The organism is Methylotenera sp., assembly GCF_029945535.1.
GTDB lineage: Bacteria > Pseudomonadota > Gammaproteobacteria > Burkholderiales > Methylophilaceae > Methylotenera.
The window spans coordinates 1-17,987 of sequence record NZ_JAQSCU010000010.1 but is presented as its reverse complement, the minus strand read 5'-3'; the positions used below and the strand labels follow the sequence as shown (position 1 = coordinate 17,987).

Genomic DNA, 17,987 nt, shown 5'->3' with positions numbered 1-17,987 from the left:
ATTTACACACTAAAAATTTAAGCCTGCTTCTGACAAGGTTTTACAAAAAGGGCTTTTCATAATAAAGGGTTTTTCATGTCATTCATTCGTGCTGGCTTGCAATTTATTCAAATGATTTTCGCTAAATTATGGTCGCTATTCGGTGCCTTACTCAACCATTTATTCGGCTCTGTCAATTATCAAGCACCCTCATGGATGAAATGGTGTGGTGGCAAGCTGAACGAGCTACGTCTAGCCATGATTCAAAAACCGCTCAAAGGCTTAGGCATACTTGCTTTAATTGCAGCACTTGTTGCAGGCGGTTGGCAAGGTTGGATTTGGTATAAATCAAGACCACAACCTGTTACGGTGAAAGTGACGGTAGCAGTACCGACCAGAACGCAAATCGAAGACAACTTACCACCAAATCCCCTCAAAATAAGCTTTGACAGCTCAGTCGCGCCGATTGAACAAGTTGGAAAAGTGATTTCTGCAGGCGTGAACATCATGCCAAAAATCGAGGGCGTATGGAAATGGAATACTGAAAATGAGCTGTCATTTCAGCCAAAAGCTGACTGGCCAGTAGGCACAGAATACAAAGTCAGCTTGAATGCCAAAGCGTTTACAGCTAAGACTTTACTAGACAAATGGGACTTAGAATTCACTTCACCATTATTTATTGCAAGCATTACCAATAGCGAGTTTTACCAAGACCCAATCAATGCCGCCATGAAAAAAGTGGTGGTGAACCTTAATTTTACACATCCAGTAGATGCAGCAAAATTAGAAAAGAGCATCACGCTAAAAATGCGTAGTAACAAAAATAGCTTATTAAGCTTTGGTTCTGACAAGATTCCATTCGTCGTCAGTTACGATAAATTAAAACTTAACGCTTATATACACTCTGCACCACTAGCTATTCCTAAAGATGATAGCGTGCTAGAAGTAACCATAGATGAAGGCTTAAAAGCAGCAACGGGCGGTAAAGCATTTGAAACAGCTTTAACACAAAGCGTGAATGTGCCCGGTTTGTACAGCTTAATGATTAATGAAGTTAGCCCAATTGTAGTTTCAAATGACCAGAACGAGCCTGAGCAAATTTTATTACTCAATGCCTCAGCTGCTGTGAATGAAAAAGACATGGCTAGCCACATTAAAGCATGGGTGTTACCGCGCAACAAATTGGTCAGCACGCCAGAAGAGTTGAAATACCCTCATGCATGGTCTAACACCAAAGATATTACTGAAGCTGTACTTGCCGCAGGCAAGCCTCTGCCACTAGAAGCGATTCCGGCTGAGCGTGAAAATATCGAAGCACATTCATTTAAGTACAAAGCAGATGTTGGTAGCTATATTTATGTGCAAATCGACAAAGGCTTAAAATCATTTGGCGGCTACCAGTTAGGTGCGACTCAGCAACACATCTTGCAAGTGCCAGTTTTCCCAGCAGAAGTTAAAATTCTTAGCCAAGGCTCGTTATTAGCATTAAGTGGTGAGCGCAAAGTGGCGGTGTTAGCACGCGATTTACCTGGCTTAAAAATGGAGATTGGTCGCATTCTGCCGGGTCAATTACAACATCTCATTACGCAAAGTAGCGGCAACTTTAGTAATCCGTCTTTTAATTACTATATTGATGGCGATAACTTGAGTGAACGTTTTGAGAAAAGCATCCCACTCAACTTAGAAGCAGGCAAAGCGCATTACGAAGCGCTGGATTTAAGTGAATACTTGAGCAAGGGTGAAGAGAAGCGTGGCGTATTCTTGCTCACAGTTCGCGGTTACAAACCTAAAAAAGAAGCTAACACTGATGGCAGCGAGCAAGCTGACGAAAGCACTGATTACAACCCATCGGAAAGCCAAAACCCAGAGGAATTTGTTGATAAACGCCTGATTCTTGTGACTGATTTAGGTTTAATCGCCAAAAAAGAGCTTGATGGCAGCCAAGTGGTTTACGTTCAGTCTATTCACACAGGTTTACCTGTGGCTGGTGCGACGGTTGAAGTGATTGCAAAAAATGGCCAAGCCATCTTCAGCCAAACTACCGATGCGAATGGTCGCGTCAACTTTACTAAGCTGGATGGCTTACAACGTGAACGCTCACCTATTTTATACATAGTAAAAAAAGCGGGGGATTTAAGCTTTTTACCGATTAACCACTACGACAGAAACCTAGACTACTCACGTTTTGATGTAGGCGGCATTGCCAATGCGGCCAGTTCAGATAGCTTAAATGCCTATTTGTTTTCAGATCGCGGCATTTACCGTCCTGGCGATACCATGCATATCGGCATGATAGTAAAAACTGCAACTTGGGCTAAAGCATTAGATGGCTTGCCGCTTCAGGCAGAAGTGCTAGATGCACGTGGTTTAGTGGTGAAAACTCAAATGGTTAAACTCGGCGCAGGCGGCTTTAACGAGCTGGAATATAAAACCTTAGAAACCTCGCCTACTGGCACTTACAATATTAATCTTTATTCGGTGAAAGATGGCAATGCATATCAGCAATTAGGCTCGGTCAGTGTGAAAGTACAGGAGTTTCAGCCTGACCGCATGAAAGTTAAAGCCTTGTTTGCGAAAGATGCCACGCTTTACCCTGAAAACACTGAGGGCTGGCTGAATCCTAAAGATTTAAAAGCCAACATCAATGTGCAAAACTTGTTTGGCACGCCAGCTGAAAATAGACGCGTGACTGCGACAATGACACTCAGCCCGGCTTACCCAGCATTTAGCCAATATGCAGACTTTGCCTTCTATGACCCACTGCGCGCTAAAGAAGGCTATAGCGAGAAGCTAAGCGACGCAACAAGTAATGCGCAAGGTGTGGCTGAATTTGCCTTAGGTTTAGAGAAATATACTAAAGCGACTTACAGACTTAACATCGTCGCACAAGCGTATGAAGCTGGTGGTGGACGCAGCGTTTCTGCCGAAGTCGCAACGCTGATTTCAGAACAACCTTATTTAATAGGCTTTAAAGCCGATGGTGATTTGAATTACGTCAGCAAAAGTAGCAAACGTAGCGTTAATCTGATTGCAGTCAACTCTACCTTGCAAAAAGTAGCCGCCGAAGGTTTGAGCTTAAATCTGATTGAGCGTAAATATGTTTCAGTGTTGACCAAGCAAGGCAGCGGCACATTCAAATATGAATCACGCAAAAAAGAAGTGCTCATCAAAGCATCACCTTACAGCATCAAAGCTGCGGGAAACAGCCTGGCACTTGCTACAGAAACACCGGGGGACTTTGCTTACGTGCTTAAAAACAAAGACGGCTTAGAGCTTAACCGCGTGGAGTATAGCGTGGCTGGTTTAGGCAATGTTAGTCGCTCGCTAGAGCGCAATGCAGAACTGCAACTGGTGCTGGATAAAAAAGAGTATGCGCCAGGTCAAGAGATTAGCGTAAGCATTCGTGCGCCTTATGTTGGCGCTGGTTTAATTACCATTGAGCGCGATAAAGTATATGCGCAGCAATGGTTTAAAGCTGACTCACAGGCTTCAGTGCAAAAAATCAAGCTACCTGCAGATTTTGAAGGCAACGGCTATGTGAGTGTGCAGTTTGTGCGCGATCCAAGTTCAGATGAAATCTTCACCAGCCCGCTGTCTTATGGTGTTGTTCCATTTGTGACGAGTTTGGCGCAGCGCACCAATACGCTCAAACTCAGCAGCCAACCACTTATCAAACCGGGTCAAGTACTAAAAATGAAACTGGACGCGGCTAAACCTGGTCGTGCTGTGGTGTTTGCGGTGGATGAAGGTATATTGCAAGTGGCAAGGTATCACAACCCTGACGCGCTTGGCTTCTTCTTCCAAAAACGACAATTAGAAGTTTCAACGTCGCAAATTTTAGATTTAATCTTACCTGAATTCAAAAAAATCATGGCAGCCACTGCACCGGGCGGCGATGCTGATGGTGCTTTAGGTAAACACTTGAATCCGTTTAAACGTAAAACTGACAAACCAGCAGTCTATTGGTCTGGCATTGTAGATGTGACTGGTAGCAAGGAGTTTAGCTACACAGTGCCAGAAACATTCAACGGTAAAATGCGCATCATCGCAGTGATGGTGAACGATGCCAGCATTGGCATTACCACCAGCGATGCCTTAGTGCGCGGCGATTTTGTACTATCTCCCAACGCACCACTTACAGTCACACCAGGCGATATATTTGATGTGAGTGTTGGCGTGGCAAATAATGTTAAAGGTTCAGGCAAAGATGCCGCGGTCACTTTGAATCTCGTGCCCTCACCTGCTTTTGAGTTAGTTGGCACCGCTAAACAAGTGCTAAAAATCAGTGAAATGCATGAAAGCACTGGTCTTTATAAGCTGAAAGTCAAAGAAGGCGCAGCTGCAAAATTAGGCTCCGCTAGAATTGAATTCACGGCTAATATCGGCGATAAGTTTGCGAAATTGGGCACTGAAATTAGTGTACGTCCATCCACGCCGCACATGACCATTATGCAAACTGGTAGCTTTAAAGGCGATACGCAAGTCAACGTGAAGCGCACTATGTTTGCAGAATATCGCAAACAACAGGCTAGCATTTCACCATTGCCATTGGTGGCTGCTGGCGGCTTGCTTGAATACTTAGCCAACTATGAACATAGCTGCACCGAGCAATTGGTCAGCCAAGTCATGCCTATTATCGTACTTAAAAAACGTCCAGAACTATTGGCAAGCATAGGTACCAAGAAGGGTAATTTCGAAAATGCCTTGAGCGTATTACGTACACGCCAAAATGCCGAAGGTGGCTTTGGTTTGTGGGATGCCAGCGTAGGTGCAGACGAATTCGCCAGCGTTTATGCGGTGCATATGATGCTGGAGGCGCGTGACCATGCAAACGTCGGCGAAGAAGTACCAGCCGACATGCTGAAAAAAGGCTTGGAATACCTGCAAACATTAGCGGCTAGCCCAGCAGAAAACTTAGACGCGGTGCGTGTACGCGCTTACGCAACGTACCTGCTAACTCGCGAAGGCACAGTCACCACACCATTACTAGCAAGCTTGCGTAGCACTTTAGATGCTAAAGCTTTAACTGATAGTAGTTTCAAAGAATGGCGCTCAGACTTAACTGCGGCTTACCTTGCAGCGAGTTATCAACTATTGCAACAACATGCCGTAGCCAGTGATTTAATGGCTAAACCTATTAAATTGTTGAATGCCAGCAGTCAAAAACCACTCTATGGGCATTATTACGATGACGTAGTGCGAAATGCGCAAACGCTTTATTTGGTGTCACGTCACTTTCCAGAGAAGGTTAAAGATGTGTCCAGCGGTGCGTTAAATAACATCATGCAGCCTATTTCTGAAGGTCGCTTCAATACGCTGTCATCGTCTTATGCACTACTTGGTTTTGATGCTTACGCTAACGTTGCGGGTACAAAGGTCGCGGGACAAATGGGCATTAGTGCTATAGACAAGCAAGGTAAAATCACTGCGCTTAAGTTGCCAGCGAATAGTATTGCGCCATCTGTAACCTTCTCGCCAAACACCGCGCGCTTGAAGCTACAAGGGCCAAGCGGCTTACCGTTATTCTATGCAGTCACAGAGTCTGGTTTTGACGTAAAACCGCCAACCATAGCCTTAAAACAAGGCATGGAAATCATCCGCGAATATACGGATGATAAAGGCGCAGCCTTAAAATCTATCACTATGGGCGACGAAATCACTGTGCATATCAAGTTTCGCGCTATTGATGGCAATATAGATGATGTAGCTATTGTAGATTTATTGCCAGGTGGCTTTGAGCCTGTGCTACAAGCTGCGGTAAACGAAACGGATAACACCATTACGCAAGAAGGCCAAGGGGGTGAAGAGGGAGACAGCGAAGGCCAAGCAGCAGAAACTTCAAGTTGGACTAGCCCGCTAGGCATTGGTGGCGGCTGGCAACCTAGCTACGCTGACATTCGTGAAGATCGCGTAGTGTTTTACGGTGCAGTCACCAATACGATTACGGAGTTTACATACAAGATTAAAGCAACGAATAGCGGTCAGTTTGTAGTGCCGCCGGCTTACGCAGAGTCAATGTATAACCGCTTATTACAAGCGCGCTCATTGCCTGCTAACCTTGTTGTGGGACGTGCTGGTAAATAAATCTATATTACTTTGTCATTCCCGCGCAGGCGGGAATCTAGGCAGCTTTCATGATTGCCATCCTAACTGGATTCCCGCCTACGCGGGAATGACGATGCGTTTAGTTTTAATTGACTGTTTATGAAAAGATCGCACTTGTTAAAAACCATATTACTGCATATCAAAACAAGACAACGTTTTTTAAGTTACTGGCTAGCGCTCATTGCGCTGATCGCTTTAACTCTAATTGCATTACGCCTAACGCCTAAACCAGCGCTTTCAAGCTTAATCCCCCACTCCACCGCCATTTATGCAGTCGATGGCACCTTGTTACGACTCACCCTAGCCTCAGATGCCCAATACCAGTTGTGGGTGCCGCTAAAAGACATTCATCCTAACGCAGCTGAAGCGGTTAAATTGTATGAAGATCGCTATTTTGACTGGCATTTTGGCGTTAACCCTATTGCGTTGTTGCGTGGCATGGCGCGTACTTACTCGAGTGGCTCTCGCCAAGGCGCATCCACCATTAGCATGCAATTGGCTCGTGGGTTGTACGGTATAGATTCACGCACGATAAGTGGGAAAGTAAAGCAGATACTGGCTGCAGTCTGGTTAGAGTCGCGCTATTCAAAACACGATATTCTAGAAGCTTATTTGAATATTGCGCCCTACGGTGGCAATATTAAAGGCATCGCTACTGCCAGTTTGTTTTACTTTAACAAGCCTGCCAACCGATTGAACTTACCTGAAACAATAACGCTGGCTGTGATTCCACAAAACCCTAATAAACGCCTTAGCATTAATAACAAAAACGCCCAGTTAAACGAAGCTAGAAGCCGCTTATGGCAAGACTGGCTAGCCAAGCATCCAGAAGATGTTAAATATTCAGCTGATATGCGCTTGCCAGCACAATCATTAAAAGAAGCAAAACGTTTAAGTAGCCAAAACTTACCTTTTTTGGCACCGCATTTTACCGATGCATTACTTGCCGAGCATCGCAATCAAGCTACCATACACACGGGCTTAAACATTCAGGCGCAAGCCACGCTAGAGCGCATGATTTCCAGCTACATTGAGAATAATAAAAACTTAGGTATTAACAATGTCAGCGCTATTTTGTATGATGCAAAAACCATGCAGGTCAAAGCGTTAGTCGGCTCTGCTGATTACTTCAATGCAGCCATTGATGGTCAAGTAAATGGCACAGCGGCTAAGCGCTCTCCAGGCTCTACCTTAAAACCGTTCATTTACGGATTAGCGTTGGATCAAAGTTTGATCCATCCTGCCAGTATTTTAAAAGATGCACCTACTAGCTTCGGCCCTTACAGCCCAGAAAATTTTGATGGTCGTTTCATCGGGCCAATCACTGCGACAGATGCCTTGATACGCTCGCGCAATGTACCGGCGGTAAGTTTAGCGTCCAAGCTCACACAACCTAGTTTGTACGATTTTCTAAAAAATGCAGGCGTGAGTGATTTAAAAAGTGAATCTCATTATGGGCTAGCGCTCGCATTAGGCGGTGGAGAGCTAACGATGGAAGAGCTCGTCAGTTTGTACGCCATGCTAGCCAACCACGGTCGCTTTGTGCCTTACGCTCTTACAAAAGGCAATGCGGCAACTTTTCCATTATTAAGTGAAGAGTCTGCTTATATTACTTTGGATATGCTTCGACAAAATCCTCGCCCAGACACAGGCGAACCTGACTTATACAAAACCGCTTGGAAAACAGGCACCTCTTGGGGCTTCCACGATGCATGGACGATAGGCGTAAGCGGCAACAATGTATTAGCGGTGTGGGTGGGTAATTTCGACGGCAAACCTAACCCTGCATTTATCGGCATCAAAACTGCCGCGCCTTTATTCTTTCAGATTTTAGATAGCCTACGCCATCAACGTTTACTAAACTCAAAAACGGAAGTCGAAGCGATGCCGCCTCACTCCTTAACCAAGGTAAAAGTATGTACTGCAAGTGGGGACTTGCCCAACCAATACTGTAAAAATCTCAGTGAAACTTGGTTTATCCCAGGAAAATCCCCCATTAAAATCAGCACCCTACATAGACCCGTATATTTCGACAATGAAACAAACCAGGTTGTCTGCGGTGCAGGAGTAAATACGCGAGAAGAAATCATCGAGTTTTGGAGCTCTGATATGCTGCGATTATTCCGTGAAGCGGGCATGCCGCGGCGCGTACCGCCGACACTGCCTGCTGAATGTAGCAACAATCGTAACCAAGTGATCGACGACAAGCCACAAATCACCTCGCCACTCAGAGGCGTCACCTACACCATACGTTTAAGTAAGCCAGAAACCATTGCCCTTAAAGCCAGTCGTGGCGGTCAGGGGGCTATTTACTGGTTTGCTGATAATGGGTTTATTGCTAAAAGTGAGGCTGGTGCAGGCATCGCATGGTCACCTCAAAAAGCTGGACATTATTTGTTACGTGCGGTTGATAATACAGGGCAATCCGATAGCCGTGAGGTAGTGGTAGAGTTTGTGCCTTAGGCTAACTTTTAGCCCAAGGCACAAACTACCAAAGCACAAGATATAGTTGACGAAAATAATGACTTAACTGTTCAATTTTCGGCTATCCCCATTGCCACTTTTAACTCGCCAGCAGTTATTTGATCTAAATTATCCAACGCTGCAACCAAGTTCAACGCCTCCATGTGCTTACCAGTATTCTCAGCAATCAGTCCCAAATAATACATTGCGTTGCTGTTATTGCCATTCTTTGCAATGACTTGATTAAAGTATTGCTCTGCTTTGGCTTCATTTTTTAAGCTATATTCAGCAATCGCTCGGTAAAACAAGGCTTCCGTAGTGTTAGGTTCTTTGTCATACCACGCTACAGCTATCTTATTCAGCATCTCCCAGTTCTCAGTTTTTAAGGGCTGAACAATACGCATAAAGAACGGCCATTTCTCTTCAGTTTCTGCCCAGAAAGGTAACTCACTGGTACTTACAATGCTTTGTTCAGGCTGGTTAAGCAAATGCTTCACCCATTCAACAGACATATTGTAATAAAAGGCATTATGACCTGGGCTTTTCACGGTGATGATAGCCACTAAATTACCAGACTCATCAAATACTCCACCGCCGCTATCGCCTAGCCGAAAGGTGTTACTGGCTCTCACTACCACACTGTCATCCATAGGGTATAAGCCTTTAACAAAACCTGATGTAGCATTAGGGCGAGGAGAAAAACCAGCGAAACCAACAGAATAAACTGGTTGCTCGTATTTAAGATTTTGACTTGAGCCTATATTGGCTATAGGTAGATTAAGACCTTCAACCTTTAGAATGCATAAATCATGATGCCAATCTGGCTTGAGTGCGCTCGCGGCGTAATTTTCGCCCTTAGCATTAATAGTCACAGAAACCGCATTTGCAACTACATGACAATTAGTCACGACTTGGTCTTTGGCTATCACTACGCCTGAACCTAGGCCGTAACCACCATTGGTTAATCCTACTTGTATTTTCACAACATGCTGACTAATGTCTTGTACCAACTCATCCGTTGGCATTGCCCAACTGTAAGTCGTGGTACACATATAAAGTAAAGCAATCATTAGTCTTGTCATGATGGACTCCAATATCAAGTTGAATGTTACATATTTAAGTAAAAACCTTTTAAAAATTAAATTAACAGTACTTCTTAACTTGTATTACATGATTTTATTTAGCAATTTGTATACCAAGTCACTGATTAAAATATGTAATAAAGTGTAATTCTATATATGGATTGCGCATTTAATCGTTGAATTAAGCGCATTTTTACGTGAGGTTTTATTGTTTTATAAAGCTGCGTTGAGCTTACTTAGTGCCATGCTTGGAGCCATGGGATTGGTTGTGTAGTGATAAGAGCTAGTTAGATTAAATAAAGTTTACTCAAAATTTTTAGCTCATTAAGTTTGGCCATACTTAAAGTTTTTTGTAGAAACATGCTTCAAATAACATATTTGAAACAATTAAATAAAACTTAAGCCAGCGCACAGACTATCTTTTTGCACAACAAGAGTGCAACAGTGACTAATTTCCGCCAAATTTCAGAATTTGTTCTAACAAGCCAGGAAAACGACTATTGATATCGTTAATACGTAAAACATTACGATTTTCCACACCTACTTTACCTGTATGAATAATGCCCGCTTCACGCAAGATACGGAAATGATGAGATAGCGTGGATTTTGCCATATTGGGACAAGGTGCAGCCTCAGAGCAAGACATGCAGCCATCTTTTTGAAGCATGCTACTGACAATGCGTAGACGCATTGGATCAGCAAGCGCACCAAGCAGCCCTGCTAAAGTAATGTCTTCTGTAAATGGATGAACAAATTGAACCATAAAAGAATTATACAGTAAGTGTTGACATAGTACAATAGTTCGATAATAATGAACTATTGAATAAACATTTTATTCACAAAAATAGATTCAACAATATAGCAATTAGATACTCAAACTTAAATACAAATGAAATGGAGATTATTATGTCTAAAAAACTAGCAGGTAAAGTCGCACTGGTGACTGGCGCATCTAAAGGGATTGGCGCCGCCATAGCCCTGCGGTTGGCTGATGAAGGTGCATTAGTTGCCGTCAACTATAACAGCAGCAAAGAAGGTGCTGACCGCGTAGTAACAGAAATCGTTAGCAAAGGCGGCAAAGCGATTGCCGTGTATGGCAATCTTTCAAATCCAGAAGAAATTAAAAGTGTCGTCGATGAAACCAAAGTATCACTGGGTGCGATTGATATTCTGGTTAATAACGCAGGCGTGTATGAGTTTAGTCCGCTTGATGCCATCACACCAGAACACTTCCACAAGCAATTTAACCTTAACGTATTAGGCTTACTACTTGTTTCACAAGAAGCGGTGCGTGCATTTAGCGAAAAAGGCGGCAGTATTGTGAATATCAGTTCGGGAGTATCAACCATTACCCCACCAAACAGCGCCGTATATACAGCTACCAAAGGAGCAGTGGACGCTATAACGATGGTGCTATCAAAAGAGTTAGCGGGGCGTAATATTCGCGTTAATGCCGTAAACCCCGGCATGATTGCAACTGAAGGTGTAGTAACTGCTGGCTTCCATGAAGGTGATATGCGTCATTGGATTGAGTCAGTAACACCTATGCAGCGCATTGGAACGGTAGATGAAATTGCATCAGTAGTGGCGTTTTTAGTCTCTAATGATGCAGCTTATGTGACAGGTGAAACACTCCATGTGACAGGTGGCTTACGCTAAATCTATAACTATTTTAATTTAAGCTTCATATACTAATTAACATTATGCTATAAATTAAAAAGGGCGCAAATTGCGCCCTTTTTACATGTTTAAATCTATTAAAGCAACAACCTACGCACATCGCTTAACATCATGCGCATATGGCTAGTAAAGCGAGCACCATCAGCACCATCTACCACACGGTGGTCATAAGATAGCGACATAGGCAACATTAAACGTGGCTCAAAAGCTTTGGTTTTAGGGTCGTATACAGGCTGCATACTTGAGCGTGATACACCTAAAATCGCCACTTCAGGGCAGTTAATGATAGGCGTAAACATCGTACCGCCAATACCACCTAAGCTTGAAATAGTGAAGCAGCCACCTTGCATTTCTTCTACCTTAAGCTTGCGTTCACGCGCTTTGGTTGAAAGTTCGCCTAAATCACGGGCAATATCCAGTACGTCTTTTTGCTGTACATCTTTGACTACTGGCACCACCAAACCATCTGGCGTGTCGCAGGCGAAGCCAATGTTGAAATAGTTTTTTAATATCAAGCTATCGCCATCAGGTGAAAGTGATGAGTTAAAGTTTGGGTAAGCTTTAAGCGCATTCACAGAAGCTTTAATCAAAAATGCCAACATAGTGAGTTTAACGCCACGTTTCTCAGCATCGGCTTGCATAGACTTTCTAAAGTCTTCCAAGTCAGTAATATCAGCTTCATCAAATTGCGTTACATGCGGAGCCGTTACCCAGTTACGATGTAAATTTGCACCTGATAGTTTTTTAATGCGTGAAAGTGGTTTGTTCTCAATAGCACCAAATTGGCTGAAATCAATCACTGGCATAGGTAAAGCAGCAAAGCCGCTGACGCCTGCGCCCATGTTCTCTGTACGCGGTTTAGCCAATTCGCCCTTTACATAAGACTGAACATCGGCTTGTACAATACGGTTTTTAGGCGCACTACCTTTTACAAAAGCTAAATTAACACCTAACTCACGTGCAAACTTACGTACTGATGGGCTAGCATGCGATAGCTTGCCTGCATCTACGACTGCGCTAGCACCAACTGGTACAGGCTGTTGAGATGGTGCAATGGTTTTTGGTGGCTCTGGCGCTGGACGGCTAGGCTCTGGAATTGCCACTGCAGCAGCAACTGGCTTTTCAGCAGTTGGTTGCGGTGCTGTAGCTTTCACTTCTACAACTGGCGCTGCTGAGTTGCTCACGTCCATTGTTAAAATCAAACTGCCTTGTGAGGCTTTGTCGCCAACCTTTACCTTTACTTCTTTGACAACACCAGAGTATGGTGAAGGAATATCCATAGAAGCCTTATCAGACTCAACCGTCATGAGTGAGTCTTCTTTAGCAACAGTGTCGCCAGCTTTAACTAATACTTCAATAACATCAACACTATCAAAATTGCCGATATCGGGGACAAGTATGTCTTGAATTGCCATGTCTTCGTATCCTTAAATTGTTGTTGGGTTAGGCTTAGTAGCATCTAACTTGTATTTTTTAATCGCTTCAGCCGCTTTGCTTGCAGGCAATTTACCATCATCTGCCAGCGCTTTAAGCGCAGCTAACACTACGTAATATCTATCAACTTCAAAGAAGCTACGTAATGCTTCGCGACTATCTGAACGGCCATAGCCATCGGTACCTAATGCCACAAATCGTTGCGGTACAAAGTTTTGAATTTGATCTGCAAATGAGCGCATATAGTCAGTTGAAGCAATCACTGGTCCTTCAGCCTTTTGTAAACACTGAGCTACATAGCTAAGTCTTGGCTTGGCTTCTGGATTCAACATGTTTTGGCGTTCTGCATCAATGCCTTCACGACGCAACTCGGTAAAGCTAGTCACGCTCCAAACATCAGATGAAACGCCCCAGTCTTTTTCTAGCAACTCACCCGCTGCAATGACTTCGCGCAGAATCACGCCAGAACCCATCAATTGCACCTTAGGACCCTTAGCTTTTGACTTACTAAAGCTGTACATACCTTTTAAGATACCTTCAGCAGAGTCTTTTGGCATTTCAGGATGCGTGTAGTTTTCATTCATCAAGGTGATGTAGTAATACACATCTTCTTGATTTTGCACCATGCGACGCAAACCTTCTTGAATAATCACAGCTAACTCATACGCAAATGTTGGGTCGTAAGATATACAGTTTGGAATCGTTGCTGACATCAAGTGGCTATGACCATCTTCGTGCTGCAAACCTTCGCCATTCAATGTTGTACGTCCTGCAGTAGCCCCTAACAAGAAACCACGCGCGCGGCTATCACCAGCCGCCCATGCAAAGTCGCCAATACGTTGGAAGCCAAACATTGAGTAGTAAATATAGAACGGAATCATTTGCGTGCCAGTGACACTGTATGACGTTGCTGCTGCTAACCAGCTTGCGAATGAGCCCGCTTCGTTAATACCTTCTTCTAAAATCTGACCAGTTTTTGATTCTTTGTAGTACATCACTTGGTCAGAATCTTGTGGTTCGTACAACTGACCAACAGAAGAGTAAATACCTAATTGACGGAACATACCTTCCATACCGAAAGTACGTGCTTCATCTGGCACGATAGGCACGACATACTTGCCGATTTCTTTATCTCGCACCAAGGTTGAAAGAATACGCACGAACGCCATAGTCGTTGAAATTTCACGTTCACCTGTCGCAGCTAGCATGTTCTCAAAGGCAGAAAGTTCAGGTACTTTAAGCTCGTTACCTTTGCGACGACGTTGTGGTACAAAACCGCCCATCGCATTACGACGCTCAGCAAGGTATTGCATTTCCGGGCTATCATCCGCTGGTTTATAGAATGATAGGTTTTCAACTTGCTCATCCGTTAATTGCAAATCGAAGCGGTCACGGAATTTTTTGAGTGACTCAATATCCATGCTTTTTTGTTGGTGAGTCGTATTTTGACCTTCGCCCGCATCGCCCATGCCATAACCTTTAACAGTTTTGGCTAGAATTACAGTAGGTTGACCTTTATGGTTTACCGCTGAATGATAAGCCGCATACACTTTGTGCGGATCATGACCACCGCGATTTAAGCGCCAAATATCCGTATCTGACATGGCCGCAACCATTTCTTTAAGCTCAGGATATTTGCCAAAGAAATGCTCACGTGTATACGCGCCACCTTTTTGCTTAAAGTTCTGGTATTCACCATCCACGCACTCTTCCATGCGTTTTTTCAGCAAACCATCTTTATCCATAGCTAGCAATGGATCCCAATAAGAACCCCATACCACTTTCAGTGCGTTCCAGCCAGCACCGCGGAAATTAGACTCAAGCTCCTGAATGATTTTGCCATTGCCGCGCACAGGGCCATCAAGACGCTGTAAGTTACAGTTAATCACAAAAATCAGATTATCTAAACCTTCACGCGCTGCGAGTGAAATTGCACCTTGTGATTCAGGCTCATCCATTTCACCATCGCCACAGAACACCCAAACTTTACGATCGCTAGTATCTGCAATACCGCGGTTATGCATGTATTTTAAAAAGCGCGCTTGATAAATACCTGCCAAAGGGCCTAAACCCATTGAAACCGTTGGAAACTGCCAGAAGTCCGGCATCAACCAAGGATGCGGGTAGCTGGATAAACCATTGCCAGCTGTCTCTTGGCGGAAGTTATCCATTTGCTCTTCAGTAAAGCGGCCCTCTAAGAAAGCTCGCGCGTACACACCTGGTGAAGAGTGTCCTTGAAAGTAGACGCAGTCTCCACCAAAGTTTTCAGTTGGCGCACGGAAGAAATAGTTAAAACCAGTGTCATATAAAGTTGCCGCAGACTGGAAGCTAGCAATATGTCCGCCTACACCTGGTGACTTTTCGTTCGCGCGTAATACGGTCATAATCGCATTCCAACGAACTAGCGCACGTACGCGGCGTTCCATTTCCGGGTCGCCTGGCAATTTAGATTGCAAATGGGTAGGGATGGTATTAACGTAAGCGGTTGTTGCTTTATAGGGTAAATTGCTGCCTGAGCGACGCGCTTTATCAATCATTGCTTCAAGCAAAAAGTGAGCGCGCTCTGTACCTTCGTTTTCAATGACGGCAGTGAGTGCTTCTAGCCATTCCTGTGTTTCTAGCGGGTCAGTTTCAGTTAAGCCCTTGTCTTGAATAGTAGCGTTTTGATTCGTTGCCATGCGTGAGATTTCTCCGTGTTGTGGTTGCTGCGCGTATAATTTGTAGAAAACAAAAATACAAAACGCTACAGCAACTAAACGTGATTAGATTGTTCTAAACGACGAACTTACCTTAAAAAAATTAATTTTGAAGCTATAGTGTGGCTTTTTTAGGCTTTCTGGTCAAGTTAAACCGTGCTGAATAGCCCGTGAAATATTGACATTCGCTACAATTGTCTTACATATCATATGAGAGTTAGAGAAAAATAAATGTCACTAAAGTTAACTCAATTTCAGGAAATTGGTAGTGAAAATACACTAACTTCGTATAAACACATGCTTTTCATCCTAACTGAAAATGAAACTGAAAATATTCCTTATAGCGAAATATTGCATACAAAACTTAAGCGCACCCACAGCGAGTACAAAGATTTATACAAAACGCCATTAACGACAGACTTGCCAACTGGTGGTATAGCAAGTTTTGTAGTTTTAGAAGAAAAATTGAATACGTTTCAACGCCATACCTTGCTTCGCAAAGCAATAGCGCCATTATTAGATGAACAACCTTCAGAACTTGCCATTTTCGTTTTTGGCAATGAGGCTATACGTGCATCAAATGCTTGCGCTGCTTACTATGTAGCAACGGTCAATGCCGCTAAACTACCCAATCGAAAAAAAGATGACAAGTTTAAAGCTTTAGAAAAAATCAGCATACACGGTTATGCAGCCCAACATGATTACGCTTACGTGAATGCTCGTGTAGCTGGTAACACGCTATGCCGTCAACTCACGATTACGCCTCCAAATGAACTCACTCCTACAATATACCGCGAAAAAGTAGCTGCATTAGCGAAAGAGCTTGATTGGATGCATGAAGAGTTTAATATGCCAAAGCTTAAAGAAATGGGTGCTGGCGCATTCTACTCCGTTGGTCAGGGCAGTAGCCCTCAAGATGCAGCTATTGTGCATTTAACCTATCTACCAAAAGATGCTAAAAAGAGTATTGCTCTAGTGGGTAAAGGTATCTGTTTTGACACAGGTGGGCACAATTTAAAACCAGCAAAATATATGCAAGGCATGCATGAAGACATGAATGGCAGTGCAGTAGCGTTAGGTATCTTACTTGCCGCAACACAGCTGCAACTGCCAGTGAGGCTTGACTGCTGGCTAGCTATCTCACAAAACCATATTGGCCCGCTGTCTTACAAGCAAAATGATGTAGTGACTGCGCTTAACGGTATGACTATAGAAATCGTTCATACTGATGCTGAAGGCCGTATGGTGTTGGCTGACACGTTGACGTTAGCGAGTCGCGTTAATGAGAATGGTCAGCTTCCAGATGCTATTATTGATTTCGCCACACTGACAGGTACTATGATATCGGCACTTGGCACCCGCATGAGTGGCATTATTGCCAATCGCGCTGATCTAGCTAACGAAGCTGTTCAGGCTGGCAAGGATTCTGGTGAGCGCATTGTCGCTTTCCCGTATGATGACGATTATGAAACTGACTTGGATAGCGATATTGCAGACATCTTGCAATGCACAATCGATGGCGATGCGGATCATATTCATGCAGCACGCTTTTTAGGAAGATTTATAGAGAATGACTTGGCTTGGCTGCATACTGACTTGTCCTCCGCAAGCAATGAAGGCGGACTAGGCGCAGTAAGCAGCGACACAACTGGTTTTGGCGTTGGTTTTGGCTTAGCTCTCATTAAAATCTTAATCAGCTCTAATTAAGCTGATAATACGATAGATTTTTGAACTGTTGAGCTACCCTATTAACATGATGTTTCTAGAAAGATTACATAATGCAAAGTACTTATGACAACCTATCTTGGTTAGCTTTATTTCCAGAGCTTAGTGGTTTAGATCTACTTGCCAAAGATTTACTTGCAAAGTATGTGCGTATTGTCGAAGCACCGATTGGCACTATTGGCTATCGTGAGGGGACACCATGCGGGGCTTATGTGATGCGCTTAGAGGGTAAATCTCGTGTATACAAAATGTCGACAGGCGGACGTGAAATTCTACTTTACAGGGTAGGTGCGGGAGAAACATGCGTTATCACTACGACCTGCCTGTTAGGCAATAGTGACTATCCAGCCTCGACCATAGTGGAAGAATCGATTCGTGATGCACTCATTCCTGCCGCAGCATTCCATCAGTTAATGATCGACTCCGCAGTTTTCAGAAAATTTGTTATGACAAATTATGGCGCATTGATAACTGACCTCATCGTATTATTAGATGAGGTGGCATTCCACAGCTTAGATGCAAGATTAGCAAAAGTGTTACTTGATGCCAAATCATCACAAATAACACGCACTCATCAACAAATTGCAGATGAGCTTGGTACGGCACGCGAGGTAGTTAGCCGACAATTAAAGCGACTCGAACAAAAAGGAGCTGTATCATTAGGTCGAGGGCAGGTAGAAATCATCGATCGCAGCACTTTAGAAAAGTTAGCAAACTCTTAATAGCACTTCCGAGAACTCAACCTTACCCAAGGCGAGAACGTATTTATCTACCCAAGAAATGTGCGGGTATTCCTAGACAAAGGCAGCCATATAAAGCTGAC

General features: G+C 43.8%; 9 protein-coding genes. 5 read left to right on the top strand and 4 right to left on the bottom strand.

Annotated elements, in window-relative coordinates:
• Positions 1–75 precede the first annotated feature (75 nt).
• Positions 76–6,063 carry an alpha-2-macroglobulin gene (locus tag PSU72_RS03195; RefSeq protein ID WP_300430600.1) on the top strand — a complete coding sequence of 1,996 codons (5,988 nt, stop codon included), beginning with the start codon at positions 76–78 and terminating at the stop codon, positions 6,061–6,063.
• Positions 6,064–6,183: 120 nt separating this feature from the next.
• On the top strand, positions 6,184–8,547 hold the full coding sequence (gene pbpC / locus PSU72_RS03190; protein ID WP_300430598.1) for a penicillin-binding protein 1C: 2,364 nt from the start codon (positions 6,184–6,186) through the stop codon (positions 8,545–8,547).
• A gap of 71 nt (positions 8,548–8,618) precedes the next feature.
• Here the strand turns inward: pbpC and PSU72_RS03185 are convergent, their stop codons facing one another.
• On the bottom strand, positions 8,619–9,629 hold the full coding sequence (locus tag PSU72_RS03185) for a serine protease (protein WP_300430596.1): 1,011 nt from the start codon (positions 9,627–9,629) through the stop codon (positions 8,619–8,621).
• Between the two features lie 448 nt (positions 9,630–10,077).
• Complete coding sequence (locus tag PSU72_RS03180; RefSeq protein ID WP_300430594.1) at positions 10,078–10,392, bottom strand: helix-turn-helix domain-containing protein; 315 nt, start codon at positions 10,390–10,392, stop codon at positions 10,078–10,080.
• Positions 10,393–10,535: 143 nt separating this feature from the next.
• Between PSU72_RS03180 and PSU72_RS03175 the strand changes: the two genes are divergently transcribed.
• On the top strand, positions 10,536–11,288 hold the full coding sequence (locus tag PSU72_RS03175) for a glucose 1-dehydrogenase (protein ID WP_300430593.1): 753 nt from the start codon (positions 10,536–10,538) through the stop codon (positions 11,286–11,288).
• 98 nt (positions 11,289–11,386) lie between these two features.
• Here the strand turns inward: PSU72_RS03175 and aceF are convergent, their stop codons facing one another.
• Both aceF and aceE read right to left on the bottom strand, forming a co-directional pair.
• Positions 11,387–12,724, bottom strand: a complete 1,338-nt coding sequence (aceF, locus tag PSU72_RS03170; protein ID WP_300430591.1) for a dihydrolipoyllysine-residue acetyltransferase — start codon at positions 12,722–12,724, stop codon at positions 11,387–11,389.
• Between the two features lie 12 nt (positions 12,725–12,736).
• Positions 12,737–15,421 (bottom strand): pyruvate dehydrogenase (acetyl-transferring), homodimeric type, encoded by a 2,685-nt coding sequence (gene aceE / locus PSU72_RS03165; protein ID WP_300430589.1) that lies wholly within the window; start codon positions 15,419–15,421, stop codon positions 12,737–12,739.
• 249 nt (positions 15,422–15,670) lie between these two features.
• Between aceE and PSU72_RS03160 the strand changes: the two genes are divergently transcribed.
• Together PSU72_RS03160 and PSU72_RS03155 are read left to right on the top strand one after the other, a co-directional pair.
• Positions 15,671–17,146 (top strand): leucyl aminopeptidase family protein, encoded by a 1,476-nt coding sequence (locus tag PSU72_RS03160; protein ID WP_300430587.1) that lies wholly within the window; start codon positions 15,671–15,673, stop codon positions 17,144–17,146.
• A 71-nt stretch (positions 17,147–17,217) separates the two neighbouring features.
• Entirely contained in the window at positions 17,218–17,886 is a 669-nt protein-coding gene (locus PSU72_RS03155; protein ID WP_300430585.1) for a Crp/Fnr family transcriptional regulator, read from the top strand.
• The last annotated feature ends 101 nt before the right edge of the window (positions 17,887–17,987 follow it).